Origin of the sequence: Streptomyces canus (genome assembly GCF_030816965.1) — a bacterium.
In the GTDB taxonomy this organism is placed as follows: Bacteria; Actinomycetota; Actinomycetes; order Streptomycetales; family Streptomycetaceae; genus Streptomyces; species Streptomyces canus_E.
In genome coordinates this window covers 302427-317944 of sequence record NZ_JAUSYQ010000002.1, presented here as the reverse complement: position 1 = coordinate 317944, position 15518 = coordinate 302427, and the positions used below count along the sequence as shown (strand labels likewise).

The window sequence follows — 15518 nt, the reverse complement described above, 5'->3', positions numbered from 1 at the left end:
AAGGAGCAGACAACATGAAGGCAGCGGTCGTACGAGCCTTCGGCGAACCTCTGGTCATCGAGGACCGGCCCGACCCCGAGCCCGGCCCCGGCCAGGTCCGCGTCCTGGTCGAGGCCTCCGGGCTGTGCCACACCGACATCCACGCCGCCCGGGGCGACTGGCCCGTCAAGCCGACTCCGCCGTTCGTCCCCGGTCACGAGGGCGTCGGCCTGGTCGAGACGCTCGGCGAGGGTGTCACCCACCTGGGCGTCGGGCAGCGGGTCGCCGTGCCCTGGCTGGGCAAAGCGTGCGGGCGATGCGAACACTGTCTGTCCGGCTGGGAGACGCTGTGCGAGCGGCAGATCAACACCGGCTACGGCTGTGACGGCGGGTACGCCGAGAAGATGCTGGCCTGGGCCGACTTCGCGCAGCCGGTGCCGGCCGGTGTCACGGCCTTCGACGCCGCCCCGCTGACCTGCGCCGGCGTGACGACGTACAAGGCGCTCAAGATCGCCGATGTGCGGCCCGCGCAGCTCGTCGCGATCTCGGGCGTCGGCGGCCTCGGTCACCTGGCCGTGCAGTACGCGAAGATCGCCGGGGCGCAGGTCGCGGCGATCGACGTCACCGACGAGAAGCTGGAACTCGCCGCCGAGCTCGGCGCGGACCTGGTGATCGACGCCCGCAAGGACGACGTGGGCGAGGTGCTCAAGCGGTACGGCGGCGCGCACGCGGCGATCGCGCTCGCGGTGAACGAGGCCGCCTTCGCCGCCGTCAACTCCGGGCTGCGGCGCGGCGGCAAGCTCGTCATGGTCGCCCTGCCCGCGCACGGCACGATCCAGGTCCCGATCTTCGACACCGTCCTGAACGGCACGAGCGTGATCGGTTCCATTGTCGGCACCCGGCAGGACCTCGCCGAGGTGTTCCAGCTGCACGCGGCCGGCCGTACCCGGGTCATCCGCGAGACCCGCCCGCTGTCGAGCGTGAACGAGTCCATCGACGATGTCCTGCGCGGCCAGGTCAAGGCCCGGATCGTCTTCGACCTCGGCGTGGGACGGTGAGGGCGATGGACCTGCCGATCGTCGTCGGTGTCGACGGCTCCGAGGCCGCACTGCGGGCCGTCGACTGGGCGGCAGACGAGGCCGCCCTGCGCGGCCTGCCGTTGCGCCTGGTGTACGCCTCGCTGTGGGAGCGGTACGAGAGCTCCAGGCCGGCTGAGGACCTGGGCCGGCCGTCCGAAAAGGTACGGGCGGAGGACATCGTGGCGGCTGCCGCCCGGCGGGCCGCCCGGCGCCGGGCCGACGTGAAGATCTTCACCGAGGTGCTGCCCGAGGAACCCGAGTACACGCTGGTGCACGAGAGCCGTGGGGCCACCCTGCTGGTGACGGGCACCCGGGGCCGCGGCGGCCTCGCCGGGGCCCTGCTGGGCTCCGTGAGCCTGACCGTGGCCGGGCACGCGCACTGCCCGATGATCGTGGTGCGCGGCGACCAGGACGACCGGGCCCGCCCGGGACAGCATGACCGCGTCGTCGTCGGCGTCGGAGACACGCCGGCCGCCGCGGCGACGATGCTGTTCGCCTTCGAGGAGGCGCGGCGACGGGGCGCCGTACTGGAGGCCGTACGGGCCTGGCGGTGCCCCGCGCACGAGACCACGGACCACCCGCTGCTCGCCGGAGAACCCGCCCGGCTGCACGAGCAGCACGCGGTGGACGCCCTGGAAGCGGCACTCAAGGAGGCTCCCGACGACGTCGTGGTGCGTCGGCGCACCGAGGAGGGCCATGCCCGGACCGTCCTGGTGGAGGCCTCACGCGACGCCGACCTCCTGATCCTCGGGGCCAGGCGCCGCCCGCGGCACTTCGGGCTCCAGCTGGGCCGCGTGGCCCACGGGGTACTGCACCACTCCGACTGCCCGGTCGCCGTCGTGCCCGAACCGGTGTGACGATGGTGATCGTGGCGATGGCGACCGCGGTGACCGGCTGCTCAGAGGCTCGCCGCGTGGTCGGGGACGAAGGTCTGAAGATCGCGCGGCGGGCGCTCGTAGCCGGTCGACTCCGGGCGCACCGGCAGCTCCAGCACCGGCGGCGGCACATCGTGGTACGGCAGCGAACCCAGCAGGTGGGCGATCATGTTCAGCCGCGCCCGGCGCTTGTCGTCGCTCTCCACGACGTACCACGGTGCCTCGGAGATGTCGGTGTGCACCATCATCTCGTCCTTGGCCCGCGAGTACGCCTCCCAGTGGGTGATCGACTCCAGGTCCATCGGCGAGAGTTTCCAGCGCCGCAGCGGATCCTCCAGCCGCTTGCGGAACCGTTCCTGCTGCTCGGTGTCGCTCACCGAGAACCAGTACTTGCGCAGCACGATTCCCGCTTCGACCAGCATCCGTTCGAAGATCGGGCACTGCCTCAGGAAGAGCTGGTACTCCTCCCTCGTGCAGAAGCCCATCACGTGCTCGACCCCTGCCCGGTTGTACCAGGACCTGTCGAACAGGACGATCTCTCCGGCGGCCGGCAGGTGCTCGACGTACCGCTGGAAGTACCACTGGGTGCGCTCGCGCTCGGTCGGCTTGGGGAGCGCCGCGATCCGGGCGACGCGGGGGTTCAGATGCTCGGCGACCCGCTTGATGGTGCCGCCCTTGCCCGCAGCGTCCCGCCCCTCGAACACCACGACCACCCGGGCGCCCTCGGCCCGCACCCACTCCTGGAGCCTCACCAACTCCGTCTGAAGGCGCAGCAGTTCCTTCTCGTACGACTTGCGCGGCACCCTCGCCGCGGCCTTGCCGGCCATGCCGCCTCCACCGCCCGATGACCTACTTACGGAGCCATCTCATGTCCGAGGCAGAGCGCGTCGAACACCAGGACGCCACCGTACTTTCCGACGACGAGCTGCGCACCCTGGATGCCCACTGGCGAGCCGCCAACTACCTGGCCGCCGGGCAGATCTACCTGCTGGCCAACCCGCTGCTGACCGAGCCCCTGAAGCCGGAGCACATCAAGCCCCGGCTGCTCGGCCACTGGGGCACCTCGCCCGGACTGAACCTCGTCCACACCCACCTCAACCGCGTGATCAAGGCGCGCGGGCTCGACGCGCTGTGCGTGTGGGGGCCGGGGCACGGCGGGCCGTCGGTCCTCGCCAACTCCTGGCTGGAGGGCAGCTACAGCGAGACCTACCCGGACGTACCGCGCGACGGGCAGGGGATGGAGCGGCTGTTCCGGCAGTTCTCCTTCCCGGGCGGGGTGCCCAGCCATGTCGCCCCGGAGACACCGGGGTCGATCCATGAGGGCGGTGAGCTCGGATACTCCCTCTCGCACGCCTACGGAGCGGCCTTCGACAACCCCGACCTGCTGGTCGCCTGTGTGATCGGCGACGGGGAGGCGGAGACCGGGCCGCTCGCCGCCGCCTGGCACTCCGACAAGTTCCTCGACCCGGTGCACGACGGCGCGGTCCTGCCGATCCTCCACCTCAACGGCTACAAGATCGCGAACCCGACGGTGCTCGCCCGCCTCCCGGAGGCTGAACTCGACGCGCTGCTGCGCGGCTACGGCCACGAACCGATCCACGTCACCGGCGACGACCCGATGACCGTCCACCGTGCCATGGCCCACGCCTTCGACCAGGCCCTGGACCGGATCGAGGTCATGCAGCGGACGGCCCGCGAGGACGGCGTGAGCGAGCGGGTGCACTGGCCCGTCATCGTGCTGCGCACGCCCAAGGGCTGGACAGGCCCGGCGGAGGTGGACGGCGTGCCCGTCGAGGGCACCTGGCGAGCCCACCAGGTCCCGCTGGCCAACGTGCGCGAAAACCCCGAGCACCTGCGGCAGTTGGAGGCCTGGCTGCGGTCGTACCACCCGCAGCAGCTGTTCGACGCCGACGGCCGCCCCGTGGCGGACGTCCTCGCCTGCGTGCCCGAGGGCACCAAGCGCCTCGGTTCCAGTCCGCACGCCAACGGAGGCCTGCTCGTACGCGACCTGCCCGTCCCGGATCTCGACCGCTTCGCCGTGCCCGTCGACAAGCCGGGCACCACCCTGCACGAGCCGACCCGGGTCCTCGGCGACCTCCTCGAACAGGTCATGCACGACACCTCGGCCCGCCGGGACTTCCGTCTCGTCGGCCCCGACGAGACCGCCTCCAACCGCCTCCAGGCCGTCTTCAATGCCAGCGGCAAGGCCTGGCAGGCCGAGCTGCTCCCGGTCGACGAACACCTCGAACGGCACGGCCGGGTGATGGAGATCCTCTCCGAGCACACCTGCCAGGGCTGGCTGGAGGGCTACCTTCTCACCGGGCGACACGGACTGTTCTCCTGCTACGAAGCCTTCGTCCACATCGTCGACTCCATGGTCAACCAGCACATCAAGTGGCTGAAGACGTCACGGGAGTTGGCCTGGCGCGCTCCGATCGCCTCCCTCAACTACCTGCTGACCTCGCACGTGTGGCGCCAGGACCACAACGGCTTCTCCCACCAGGACCCCGGCTTCGTCGACCACGTCCTCAACAAGAGCCCCGAGGTCGTCCGCGTCTATCTGCCGCCGGACGCCAACACCCTGCTCTCCGTGGCGGATCACGTGCTGCGCAGCCGCGACTACGTCAATGTCGTCGTCGCCGGCAAGCAGCCCTGCTTCGACTGGCTGTCCATGGACCAGGCCCGCGCCCACTGCGCCCGCGGGGCCGGTATCTGGGAGTGGGCGGGCACCGAGGACGGCTCCCGCGAACCCGACGCCGTCCTGGCCTGCGCCGGTGACGTACCCACCCAGGAGGTGCTGGCCGCCGCCCAGCTGCTGCGCCACCACCTGCCCGACCTCGCGGTCCGCGTGGTCAACGTCGTCGACATGACCCGGCTGCTGCCCCGCGAGGAACACCCGCACGGAATGAGCGACTTCGAGTACGACGGCCTGTTCACCACCGACAAGCCGGTGATCTTCGCCTACCACGGCTACCCCTGGCTCATCCACCGCCTCAGCTACCGCCGCACCGGCCACAAGAACCTGCACGTGCGCGGCTACAAGGAGTCCGGCACCACGACCACCCCCTTCGACATGGTCGTCCGCAACGACCTCGACCGCTACCGCCTGGTCATGGACGTCATCGACCGCGTCCCCGGCCTCGCCGTCCGCGCCGCCGCCCTGCGTCAGCACATGGCCGACGCCCGCACCCGCCACCAGGCGTGGATCCGCGAGCACGGCACCGACCTGCCCGAGGTCGCCGACTGGACCTGGAACGCCTGAACACCCCTGCGTCAGCAGATGGCTTGCCCCCGCACCCGCCATCAGGCGCTCACCGCAGCCGCGGAGGCACCGCTCACGGGCATCATGCGGATGTCGAAAGCTCCCTGGCCACCAAGCGGCTCGTCGACCTCACGGCCCTCGCCGCCGATGCTTGACCCACCTGGACGGAGACCGGTGCCGCCGATCACCGGTCTCCTCCTGTGCACCAGGTACGACCAGCGCAGAAACATGGGCCGACCGGCCCCCGAGGCACCCCGGACAGCCCATGGGCCCCCTCGCCGAACCGCTGGATGCTCGAAGTGCCGAGAGTCACCGCTTCTGTTCGGCGCGCACGGCAACGGACCCGTCGACCTCGCAGGCCTGGAGCACGTGCTGCTGCGCCTGTCCCGGATGGCGGCGGACCTGCCGCAGCTCGCCGAGGCCGACTTCGATCCGGTCCTCGCGGCACCCGGCCAGGTCACCGTGCTGGACGTACGGATCCGCCTGCTGCCGCGTCGGCCCCACGACCCCTGTCTGCGCCGACTTCGTGAGGAGGACCAGCCATGAGGCACAACAAGGTCGGTTCCGTGATGACGAGTGATGTCGTCCGGGCTGCGTACGGGACTCCGTTCAAGGAGGTCGCGAGGCTGCTCACCGGCCACCGGATCAGCGGACTTCCGGTCGTCGACGAGGACGACAAGGTCATAGGCGTCATATCCGAGACGGACCTCATGGCGCGCCAGGCCGCCATCCCCGACCCCTTCGGCCCTGCCCACCGCCGCCGACTGGTCTCGCTCACGCGCGGCGTCCGGCGGCAGGCAGTCAAGGCGAAGGCCCGCACCGCAGGCCGGCTGATGACCGCGCCTCCGGTCGTCGTGCACGCCGACGACACCATCGTCGAGGCTGCCCGGACCATGGCCCGGCACCAGGTGGAGCGGCTGCCGGTCCTCGACGAGACGGACCGCCTGGTCGGCATCGTCACCCGCCGCGACCTGCTCCAGGTCTTCCTGAGGACCGACGCGGACATCCGCGAAGAAGTGATCAAGGAGGTGCTGGCGCGCGCCATGTGGCTGCCGCCGCGCAGCATCGATGTCTCCGTGGCCGAAGGCATCGTCATCCTCAGCGGCCAGATGGAACGCAAGAGCGAGACGGAGATCGCCGTCTCGATGACCCGCCGGATCGACGGCGTGGCAGCCGTCGTCGACGAGTTCACCTGGCGCCTGGACGACGCCCGGCTGAGCCCCGACGAGCAAGCCCTGCACGGCGTGGCCGACGACTGGCTGCGCAAGCTGTGAGAGGAGGCGGACCACCATGACCGGCAAGGTGCTGGTGGCTTACGGAACGACCAACGGATCGACCGCGCAGGTGGCCGAGGCCATCGGCGAGGTCCTGCACAAGGACGGGCTGACCGTGGACGTGCTGCCCGCCCGGTCGGTGGCGAGCGTTTCCTCGTACGACGCCGTCGTGGTCGGCGGAGCACTGTACGCCGGACGCTGGCACAAGGACGCCCGCCGATTCGTCCGGCGACACCGTCGCGCCCTCGCCGAACGCCCGCTCTGGCTCTTCAGCAGCGGGCCGCTCGACGCCTCGGCCTCCGAGCGGGACATTCCGCCCGTGCCGGGAGTGCAACGGGCCATGACCCGGCTGGACGTCAGGGAACACACCACCTTCGGCGGCCGCCTGGAAGAAGGCGCGAAGGGAGCGGTGGCCCGGATGATCCTGCGCTCCGGGAAGGGCGGGGACTTCAGGGACTTCGCCGCGATCCGGGAGTGGGCGGCGCGGGTGGCCGCCGAGCTGGCGCGTGAATAGCGGACGGCAGCCATGGTGCCCGCGTTCCGGGCACCATGGCTGCCTGCCGAGGCCTGCCTACGTGGGCACCACCGCGACGGGGCACAGAGCCTCGGTCAGGAGTGCCCGCAGGGCCGGCCCAGGCCCGCGCTGACTCCGGCCCACGAGCACCAGCCCGGCACGCGCGGAACGCCTGCTCAGCGCGTGGGCCGGAGGCAACAGCCGGACGTCCTCCAGCACGTGCACATCGGAGTGCTTCTCCCGCCACGGTCGCCGTGCGTCGGCGAGCAGCCGCACCCCGTCGTCCTCCCGGGCGGCCCGGTCCTTCTCCGGCACACCGAAGGGCAACCCGGCGGCGCGGGAAGGGAACCTCCAGGGCGTGCACGGCACGCAGCGGCACGCCCCGCATCCTTGCGGTGTCGAAGGCGGCGGGCACCTCGGGAACCAGCACGACAGGGCAGGCCGGGAACATCGTTCAGTCCGTCGTGCTGCCCGTCGTGGACACATCGGGCGGTTTGCCGCGCAGTGCGGTGTGGGCTTCAGCCGGTCCTGTGCCCCCACTGCGGGCCCACCAGGTCCCACTCCCGTCCCCAGCGGTCGACGCGCTGACGGTCGAGCCGCCACCGCACGACGGCTCCCACGCCGAGGACCGCGCCGGTGAGGGCGAGTCCGGCGGCGGTGCCCAGCGCGCCGGCCTCGACAGCGGCTTCCCCGGCACTCGGCGGTGCGGTGACCAGTGCGCCGTGGCCGTCCTGCCAGACCACGACTCGCGTCCCGGCCTTCAACCCGGTGTCGACCAGGGTGCGCCCGGTGCGGGCGGAGCCGTCGGGGGTCGTCCAGCGGACGGTGACCGAGACCTTGCCGTCCGACGACCGCACCGCCGAGCCGTGCTTCGGCACGTCGGTGACGAGCACCGCATGGGTGGAGCGCCGATCGGTACGCAGTTGCGCGAGTGTCTCGTCCGTGGCGTGCGCTGTCACCAGGCCGACAACGGTGCCTCCCACCGCGACGAGGGCCCACAGTGCCAGGATGATCCACGCCTCGGCGATGTCGTCGCAACGCCTCAACGGGTTGTTCCGCCAGCGCCAGAACCACTTCTTCGTCCGTTTGCCGTGGGCCATGGCTTCGCGCCCCTCTCGGTCGGCACACCGTCGACGCTGGCAGCCCCGGGCCGGCGGCGGCATGGGCCGAGAGGGCCGCACTCACGGGCCGCTCGGGACAGGTTTCCGGCCGTGGAGAGGGCCGTTCGGCCCATGAGCACCGGGACGGTGAGGCGCGTACATCGCCGTGCGGGTCATCCCACGGCGGCAGGAAGAACCCCGACGGCCGGCAGGGGACCGGCCTGTGCCGATGACAGGTGCGGGTGTATCTCGAGGACACCGCCCGGACCGGCGGCCCGGAGGACCCGCAGAAAGCGGCTGCTGCCGCTGACCAGCCGGAGTCGGCCGTGCCGCGTCTGGATCCGGTTCCGCGTCCGGGCGGGAGCGGCAGGCTGTGTACGGCCGACCCGAGGAGGCCGTGCCACGCTTCACCCTGGCCGCCCGCCCGGGACCGGTTGTCCACACCCTCCTGCACCGCTCGCACTGCCCCCTGGTCGTCGTTCCGATCGCGTGAGGCAAGGCTCAGCCCCCGCCCGCCCGGCCGTCGGCGGTCAGCAGGATGCCCGTGACCAGCTCGGGCCGGATGCGGATCGCGTGGTCCATGGGCTGCTCCACCCACGGCTCCAGCATCGCCTGGTAGCGGTCCAGTTCACCGAGGTCGGTCACCGGCCGGGCGTATCCCGTCACCACCACGCTCCAGCCGAGATGCGTCGTCGCGTCGATCTCGTCCGCCTCGTAGGCGACGACGACACCGGGGCCGTCGGCCTGCTGCGTGCACGAGGTCAGGGCGGTGCCCTCGTGGGTGCGGATGACGATGTCCCCGCAGTCCAGGACGTGGTTGACCGTGCGGACGGTCGGGAGCGCGTGCAGGGTGAAGACGATCCTTCCCAGGGATACGCTGCCCAGCAGTCGCAGTGCCTCGGCGCTGTCGAGCTCGATGCGGCGGCGCGGGCCTGCGTGGGCCGGCCGCCCGGCGTTGTGGACCATCACGGACTTTCCGTTGGGGGACTCGTGGCGTACTGCCCGGTCGCACTACATGCGGAGCGACACCGCGGGGGATCGGTGCCGCTCCTACTTCAAGCTTCTCCCTGGCCGAGGGCCGCGCCAAGGGCCGATGGTCCCCGACCAGGGCCCGGACGGCACTCACTCATCGGGAGCGGAACTCCCGCGGCTTGAGGTGCACGGCCCTGTCCACCCGGGCGCGCAGCCGCTCCTCCAGTCGGTCCGCGAGCGCATGCGCGTCGCCTTCCCGAAGGCGTACGACGACGAGGTGGCCGCCCACCCGGACGTCGGCCCCGGCGGACCACGGCAGGACCTGGTGTGCGGCGGCCCTGCCGATCGTCACTCTGCCCTTGACGGCCGGAAGTCCCGGCCGGGTCAGGGCCGCGTGCACCTTGGCACGGAAGTACGCGAGTGCCTCGTCGGCCACGTCGCCGTCCGTCCGTACCTGGACGGCGACGGGCATGTCCTGGGTGCTCACATCCCCGTCGGTCATGTGATCCGCTCCCTGTGATCGTTCGGTGAGTGCTGCCGGTCCGGTACGGCGTGCCTCACCGGCTGTCGCTGTCCACGGTGTCGGACAGCGCCGCCCGGCCCGTCTCCAGACGGCCACGTCCCGGCGGCCCTCGCGGAAGTCGTGCAGGCAACGGACCATGACGCTGCGCTCCTCGGCTCGGCGGACCCGGTTCGGCTCCTCGGTCAGGACGTGGCCTCAGCGTGGAACACCGCCGGATCCGCCCGGCAGGTGCTGTCCGTCCCCGGCACAGGGCCGAACGGCCTCAGTGCGGCCCTGCGGGGTAGGGGCGGATGCCCGTCAGGCGTCCGGTCACGGCAAAGGCGGCCACCGGGCCCTCTGCCGCCGGATCCGAACTCGCACCGTCACCTGCCGTCGGCCGGTAGCGTGGTCCACGACCGGAGCGGCCGGTGTCAGCCCGTCCGAGGGAACCGAGGAGACGCAGGTGGCAAGCTCCCAGGAGCCGCAGGAGGCCCGTGTACGGCTGCCGCAGCTGAGGCTGGACGAGCTCTTGGAGGAGCTTCAGGCGAGGCTGGACGCGGCCCGTGGAACCCGGGACCGGGTGCACAGCCTGCTGGAGGCGGTGCTCTCGGTCGGCCGCGAGCTGGATCTGGAGCAGGCGCTGCACAGCATCGTCGAAGCCGCCGGGGTGCTGGTCGACGCGGAGTACGCGGCCCTCGGTGTGATCGGTCCGGACGGCAGGCGGCTCTCCGCCTTCCACACGGTCGGGGTCACCGAGGAGCAGATCGCCCGGATCGGCCCCTTCCCGGAGGGCCACGGCATCCTCGGTGAGCTGATCCGCCATCCCGAGCCGCTGCGCCTGACGAAGATCTCCGAGCATCCCTCGTCATACGGGTTCCCGGACCACCATCCACCGATGAACAGCTTCCTCGGCGTGCCCATCCGGGTGCGCGACCAGGTCTTCGGCAACCTGTACCTCACCGAGAAGCGGGGTGGCGCGCAGTTCGACGAGGAAGACGAGTCCGTTCTCTCGACCCTGGCGGTGGCGGCCGGCGTCGCCATCGACAACGCCCGCCTCTATGAGGACTCCCGCCTGCGGGAGCGCTGGCTGCGGGCGAACGCGGAGGTCACCCACAGCCTCATGTCCGGCGGCGGGCGCACCGACGTGCTCGGCCTGATCGCCGAGCGGGCCGCCGAGATCACCGGATCGGCGCTGGCCGCGGTCGCGTCCCCCATGGAGGACACCGGGTCGCTCGCCGTGGAGATCGCCGTCGGGCTGGATTCCGACGCGCACAAGGGGCTCGTGCTCCCGATGGACGCGACCTTGATGGGGCTGGCCTTCTCCACCGCCGCCCCGGCCGTCAGTACGGACGTCTCCCACGACGAACGCATCACCCCGGAACCGCCCCGTTTCCAGGGACTCGGCCCCGCCGTGGCCGTGCCCATCGGCAAGGGCGAGAACGGAGTCCGAGGCGTGCTTCTGCTGGCACGGGAAGCCGGTCGGCCGGAGTTCACCACGACGGAGACCGAGACCCTCCAAGGCTTCGCCGCGCAGGCCGCCGTCGCCATGGAACTGGCGCAGCGGCGCCAGGACGTCGAGCAGATCGCGGTGCTCAAGGACCGTGACCGGATCGCCCGTGACCTGCACGACCTGGCGATCCAGCGGTTGTTCGCCACGGGAATGACCCTGCAGAGCGCCGGCCGGTTCATCGAGCATCCCGAGGCGTCCGAGCGCGTGGTCCGGGCGGTGGACGACCTGGACGAGACCATCAAGATCATCAGGTCGACGATCTTCGGGCTGCGGGCACGTGACGGCGGGGCCGGGACGGGACTGCGCGCCCGGGTCGTACGGGCGGCCGGTGAGGCGGCGCCGGTGCTGGGCTTCGCGCCCAGCCTGCGCATGGAGGGACTGCTCGACACCGACGTGCCGCGCGAGATCGCCGACCATGCGCTGGCCGTGCTCTCCGAGGCCCTCACCAACATCGCCCGGCACGCCCAGGCCGACCGCGTCGACCTGGCGCTGGAGTGCGACGGCCGCCAACTGCGCCTGACGGTCGCCGACAACGGCGTGGGCATTCCGGCCGACGGCCGCCGCAGCGGACTGCTCAACATGGCCGAACGGGCCGAACAGCTGGGCGGTGAAATGGAGTTGAGCAGTCCGCCCGACGGCGGCACCACGCTGGTGTGGCGGGTGCCGGTGGGGGAGCGGTAGCGTGCACGTGTCCCGCCCCATCCCTGACCTCGTGGTGCCCAGCTGAAGGGCATCGCCGAACGGCCGACGGCCGGTCTGTGGTGGGCGGCACAACCCCTGGAACGTCCGTTACGTCAGTTACGTCCGTGACGTCCGTGACCTCCGATCGGCCCTCGCCCGAGGCCCGGCTCGCAACAGGCCACAACGCCCATGCCCTGGTGACCGGTTCCCGGGGCCGGGGCGAGCTGACCGGTCTGCTGCTCGGCTCGGTGAGCCTGGCCGTGGCGGCCCGCGCGCACTGCCCGTTGATCGTGGTCCGCGGCGACCGGGCCGGCCTGGCCGGCACCCACGAGCGGATCCTGCTCGGCGCGGGCGACTCCGCGTTCCGCCGGTGAAGCGGTGCTGTTCGCCCTGCGGGAGGCCGAGGCACGCGGGTGCACGCTGGACGCCCTGCGCGCCTGGCGCTGCCCCGCGCACGCGAGCGCCGATCACCCTCAGCCGGCCGAGGACCCGGCCCACGAGCACGAGCAGCGGGCGTCCGCCCTGCTCGACGCCGTGCTGCACGACGCGAGCGCCGACCACCCGGGCGTCCGGGTGCGTCGCACCACGGTGGAGGGCTCGGCCCGCAAGGTGCTGCTCGACCGGTCGGCCGCCGCGGACCTGGTGATCGTCGGGGCGCGGCGCAGGTCCGGCCGCTTCGGCGTCCAGCTGGGCCGGGTCGGGCACACTCTGCTGCACCCCAGTGCCCGGTGGCCGTCGTCCCCCAGCGGGTGTGACGGTGCGCCGCCCGCCGCACCCGGTGGTGTCCCGCGACACGCTCGCACCCGTGCTGCGGGACGTACGGGCCGTGGTGTTCGACACCGACGGAGTGATCACCGACTCGGCCCGCGTGCACGCCGCGGCCTGGAAGACGGCTTTCGACGCCTTCCTGCGCGAAAACCCGCCCGAGAACCCCGGTCTGCGCCGCCCCTTCGATGAGCGGGACGACTATCTGCGGTACGGGGACGGCAAGTCCCGCCTCGACGGCGCCGCCACCTTCCTCGCCGCACGCGCTGTCGGTGCGTCGGAGGAGGCGGTGCGCGCCGTCGCGGCCGAGAAGGAGCGCCTGTTCACCGGGCGGCCGCGCGAACGCGGTGTCGCCGCCTACCCGGGGACCGTCCGGCTGGTACGTGCCCTGCGCCGGACGGTGGCGGCGGCCTCGGCGTCCCGGCACGCCGGTGAACTGCTCGCCGGAGCCGGGGTGTCGGACCTCTTCGGCGTGCTCGTCGACGGCGGCGAGGCGGCCCGGCTGGTACTGGCGGGCAAACCCCGGCCCGACCTCTTCCTGGAGGCGGCCCGAAGGCCCGGCGTGCCCGCCGAACGTGTCGCCGTCGTCGAGGACGCCCTGGCCGGCGTCGAGGCGGGCCGGAACGGCGGTTTCGCCCTCGTCGTCGGCGTGGACCGCGCCGCCGGACCGGACACCGCGGCGAGACTGCTGCGGCACGGCGCCGACGTCGTCGTACGCGATCTCGAAGAGCTGCTTGCGGGAGGGACGCCGACGTGACCGACCGGACCTGGGAGTACGAGGGCTACGACGCCGCCGAAGAGCGGCTTCGGGAGTCGCTGTGCACGCTGGGCAACGGGTACTTCGCGACCCGGGGTGCCCTGCCGGAGTGCGCCGTGGACGGGGTGCACTACCCGGGCACGTATGTCGCGGGCTGCTACAACCGGCTGACCTCCCGGGTGGCGGGGCGCGCGGTCGGGAACGAGGACATGGTCAACCTGCCGAACTGGCTGCCGCTCAGGTTCCGCCTCGACGAGGGACCGTGGCTCACTCCGGACGCGGGGGCGGTCACCGGGCACCGCCTTGTCCTGCACCTCACCTCGGGACTCCTGGAGCGGCTGCGACTGGTGCACATGGGGGACCCTCATCTGGCAGCGCTGCGCACCGAGCTCACCTACGAGAACCTCACAGGGGAGCTGGAAGTGGAGGCGGCCCTCGACGGAGGTGTGACCAACGCAGGTGTGCCGCGCTACCGCGATCTGGACGGTCGCCATCTGACCCACGTGCACACGGGAACCGCTGCCGACCCGGCGACGGTGTGGCTGCGTTGTCGTACCCGCACCTCCGACATCCGTATCGGCATGGCCGTCCGTCTCACCGCCGACGCCCCGGTCGCCGTCCGACACGAGCCTTCACGGGCCGTCCAGCAGCTGCGCCTGAACCTGGAACCGGGCCGCACCGTGACCGTCGACAAGGTCGTCGCCCTGCACACCTCACGCGACGCCGCGATCAGCGACCCCCTGCACGCGGCCGTCGAACGCGTCGGCCGCGCCCCCGGCTTCGACGATCTCCTGGAGACACACCTCACGGCCTGGGACCAGCTCTGGCGGCGCGCCGACCTGACCGTGCCCGGGGAACCCGGCCGCATCCTGCGGCTGCACCTCTTCCACGTCCTCCAGACGCTCTCGCCGCACACCGCCGACCTCGACGTCGGTGTGCCTGCGCGGGGACTGCACGGCGAGGCGTACCGCGGACACGTCTTCTGGGACGAGCTGTTCGTGCTGCCCTACCTCAACCTGCACTTCCCCGAGGTGTCCCGCGCCCTGCTCCGCTACCGCCACCGCCGCCTCGAACAGACCCGCACGGCGGCGCGCGCCACCGGTCGGCGCGGCGCCCTGTACCCGTGGCAGAGCGGCAGTGACGGCCGTGAGGAGACCCAGCAACTGCACCTCAACCCGCGCTCCGGGCGCTGGCTGCCGGACAACTCCCGGCTCCAGCACCACGTCGGATCGGCGATCGCGTACAACGTGTGGCAGTACTGCCAGGCCAGCGGAGACACCGAGTTCCTGCACACCAAGGGTGCGGAGATGCTTCTTGAGATCGCCCGCTTCTGGGCGGACTCGGCCGTCTACGACGAGTCCCTGCGGCGCCACCGCATCCGGGGGGTGGTCGGACCCGACGAGTACCACGAGGCCTACCCCGGAGCTTCGGAGCCCGGCCTCGACGACAACGCGTACACCAACGTCACCGCAGCCTGGGTGCTGAGCCGCGCGCTTGAGCCGCTGGAGAGTTTGCCTGAGCCCAGGCGCCGCGAACTCGTCGAGCGTGCGGGCCTGGACGGGGGCGAACTCGAACAGTGGGAGGACGTCTCGCGCACCCTCCACGTCCCTTTCCACCAGGGAGTCATCAGCCAGTTCGAGGGCTATGGCGACCTCGCCGAACTCGACTGGGACGCCTACCGCAAGCGGTACGAGGACATCCGCCGCCTGGACCGGATCCTGGAGGCGGAGGGCGACAACCGTTACCAGGCCTCCAAACAGGCCGACGTGCTGGTGCTCGGCTACCTCTTCTCCCCGGCCGAGCTCCGCTCCCTCTTCGAGAGGTTGGGCCACCGCCTCGACGACGACACCTGGCGCCGCACCGTCGATCACTACCTGGCCCGCACCAGCCACGGCTCCACTCTCAGCGGCCTGGTCCACGGCTGGGTCCTGGCCCGCGCCCGGCGCGCGGACGCCTGGAGGTACTGCCAGGAGGCCCTGCGCGGAGACATCGCCGACCTCCAGGGCGGCACCACCGCAGAGGGCATCCATCTGGGCGCCATGGCCGGCACGCTCGACCTCGTCCAGCGCGGACTCACCGGCCTGGAAACCCGCCAGGGCGCTCTGTGGCTCGACCCGGTACCGCTGCCCGAGCTGTCGTCGTACGGCTTCTCTCTCCTGCCGGACCGCTCGGTGGGCCTCCAGCCCGGAGAGACGGCCCGGCTGGTCCTGCCGGAGTGAGCGGGTCACCACCGTTCGCCGGCCTGGAT

The 15518-nt window shown here is 71.8% G+C and carries 13 protein-coding genes and 2 pseudogenes; 10 read left to right on the top strand and 5 right to left on the bottom strand.

The annotated features are described in order from the left end of the window. The first annotated feature begins 14 nt into the window (after positions 1 to 14). Both QF027_RS02365 and QF027_RS02360 read left to right on the top strand, forming a co-directional pair. Positions 15 to 1037, top strand: a complete 1023-nt coding sequence (locus QF027_RS02365) for a zinc-dependent alcohol dehydrogenase (protein WP_307072274.1) — start codon at positions 15 to 17, stop codon at positions 1035 to 1037. Positions 1038 to 1042: 5 nt separating this feature from the next. Next, on the top strand, positions 1043 to 1915 hold the full coding sequence (locus tag QF027_RS02360) for a universal stress protein (protein WP_307072273.1): 873 nt from the start codon (positions 1043 to 1045) through the stop codon (positions 1913 to 1915). 41 nt (positions 1916 to 1956) lie between these two features. On the opposite strand, the gene ppk2 is transcribed toward QF027_RS02360, so the two are convergent. Then, a complete protein-coding gene (ppk2, locus tag QF027_RS02355) occupies positions 1957 to 2760 on the bottom strand; it encodes a polyphosphate kinase 2 (RefSeq protein ID WP_306986366.1) in 804 nt (267 codons plus the stop codon). Between the two features lie 41 nt (positions 2761 to 2801). Between ppk2 and QF027_RS02350 the strand changes: the two genes are divergently transcribed. The 4 genes and pseudogenes from QF027_RS02350 (at position 2802) to QF027_RS02335 (ending at position 6983) form a co-directional block, all read left to right on the top strand. Then, the gene (locus QF027_RS02350; protein ID WP_307072272.1) at positions 2802 to 5195 is read left to right on the top strand and encodes a phosphoketolase family protein; all 2394 of its coding nucleotides are present in this window, start codon (positions 2802 to 2804) and stop codon (positions 5193 to 5195) included. Between the two features lie 303 nt (positions 5196 to 5498). Beyond that, positions 5499 to 5741 (top strand): annotated as a pseudogene (locus tag QF027_RS02345) (acetate--CoA ligase family protein); the annotation flags it as partial. After that, positions 5738 to 6469, top strand: coding sequence for a CBS domain-containing protein (locus tag QF027_RS02340; RefSeq protein WP_307072271.1), 732 nt, complete (start codon positions 5738 to 5740; stop codon positions 6467 to 6469). The pseudogene QF027_RS02345 and the gene QF027_RS02340, both read left to right, overlap by 4 nt. Positions 6470 to 6485: 16 nt before the next feature. Beyond that, on the top strand, positions 6486 to 6983 hold the full coding sequence (locus QF027_RS02335) for a flavodoxin domain-containing protein (RefSeq protein ID WP_306986369.1): 498 nt from the start codon (positions 6486 to 6488) through the stop codon (positions 6981 to 6983). A gap of 57 nt (positions 6984 to 7040) precedes the next feature. Here QF027_RS02335 and QF027_RS02330 read toward each other — a convergent pair whose 3' ends face one another. The 4 genes from QF027_RS02330 to QF027_RS02315 form a co-directional block, all read right to left on the bottom strand. Continuing rightward, entirely contained in the window at positions 7041 to 7298 is a 258-nt protein-coding gene (locus QF027_RS02330; RefSeq protein ID WP_307072270.1) for a hypothetical protein, read from the bottom strand. 203 nt (positions 7299 to 7501) lie between these two features. Beyond that, positions 7502 to 8083, bottom strand: a complete 582-nt coding sequence (locus tag QF027_RS02325; RefSeq protein WP_307072269.1) for an Rv1733c family protein — start codon at positions 8081 to 8083, stop codon at positions 7502 to 7504. 501 nt (positions 8084 to 8584) lie between these two features. Continuing rightward, a complete protein-coding gene (locus QF027_RS02320; RefSeq protein WP_307072268.1) occupies positions 8585 to 9049 on the bottom strand; it encodes a pyridoxamine 5'-phosphate oxidase family protein in 465 nt (154 codons plus the stop codon). Between the two features lie 160 nt (positions 9050 to 9209). Then, entirely contained in the window at positions 9210 to 9557 is a 348-nt protein-coding gene (locus QF027_RS02315) for a hypothetical protein (protein ID WP_307072267.1), read from the bottom strand. A gap of 463 nt (positions 9558 to 10020) precedes the next feature. Here QF027_RS02315 and QF027_RS02310 point away from each other — a divergent pair, with 463 nt between their 5' ends. The 4 genes and pseudogenes from QF027_RS02310 (at position 10021) to QF027_RS02295 (ending at position 15489) form a co-directional block, all read left to right on the top strand. Further along, positions 10021 to 11748 (top strand): sensor histidine kinase, encoded by a 1728-nt coding sequence (locus tag QF027_RS02310; protein WP_307072266.1) that lies wholly within the window; start codon positions 10021 to 10023, stop codon positions 11746 to 11748. A gap of 161 nt (positions 11749 to 11909) precedes the next feature. Further along, a pseudogene (locus QF027_RS02305) lies at positions 11910 to 12503 on the top strand (universal stress protein); the annotation flags it as partial. Continuing rightward, positions 12500 to 13270, top strand: a complete 771-nt coding sequence (locus QF027_RS02300; protein ID WP_373432394.1) for an HAD family hydrolase — start codon at positions 12500 to 12502, stop codon at positions 13268 to 13270. The pseudogene QF027_RS02305 and the gene QF027_RS02300, both read left to right, overlap by 4 nt. Then, positions 13267 to 15489 (top strand): glycoside hydrolase family 65 protein, encoded by a 2223-nt coding sequence (locus QF027_RS02295; protein WP_307072264.1) that lies wholly within the window; start codon positions 13267 to 13269, stop codon positions 15487 to 15489. Before QF027_RS02300 ends, QF027_RS02295 begins: the two co-directional genes overlap by 4 nt. Positions 15490 to 15518 lie beyond the last annotated feature (29 nt).

What these genes read in the sequence shown, in the direction of transcription:
- QF027_RS02350 (WP_307072272.1), top strand. Translation starts at nt 2,802, where the DNA reads ATGTCCGAGGCAGAGCGCGTCGAACACCAGGACGCCACCGTACTTTCC.
- QF027_RS02315 (WP_307072267.1), bottom strand. Translation starts at nt 9,557, where the DNA reads ATGACCGACGGGGATGTGAGCACCCAGGACATGCCCGTCGCCGTCCAG.
- QF027_RS02360 (WP_307072273.1), top strand. Translation starts at nt 1,043, where the DNA reads ATGGACCTGCCGATCGTCGTCGGTGTCGACGGCTCCGAGGCCGCACTG.
- QF027_RS02320 (WP_307072268.1), bottom strand. Translation starts at nt 9,049, where the DNA reads ATGGTCCACAACGCCGGGCGGCCGGCCCACGCAGGCCCGCGCCGCCGC.
- QF027_RS02325 (WP_307072269.1), bottom strand. Translation starts at nt 8,083, where the DNA reads ATGGCCCACGGCAAACGGACGAAGAAGTGGTTCTGGCGCTGGCGGAAC.
- QF027_RS02335 (WP_306986369.1), top strand. Translation starts at nt 6,486, where the DNA reads ATGACCGGCAAGGTGCTGGTGGCTTACGGAACGACCAACGGATCGACC.
- QF027_RS02365 (WP_307072274.1), top strand. Translation starts at nt 15, where the DNA reads ATGAAGGCAGCGGTCGTACGAGCCTTCGGCGAACCTCTGGTCATCGAG.
- QF027_RS02340 (WP_307072271.1), top strand. Translation starts at nt 5,738, where the DNA reads ATGAGGCACAACAAGGTCGGTTCCGTGATGACGAGTGATGTCGTCCGG.
- ppk2 (WP_306986366.1), bottom strand. Translation starts at nt 2,760, where the DNA reads ATGGCCGGCAAGGCCGCGGCGAGGGTGCCGCGCAAGTCGTACGAGAAG.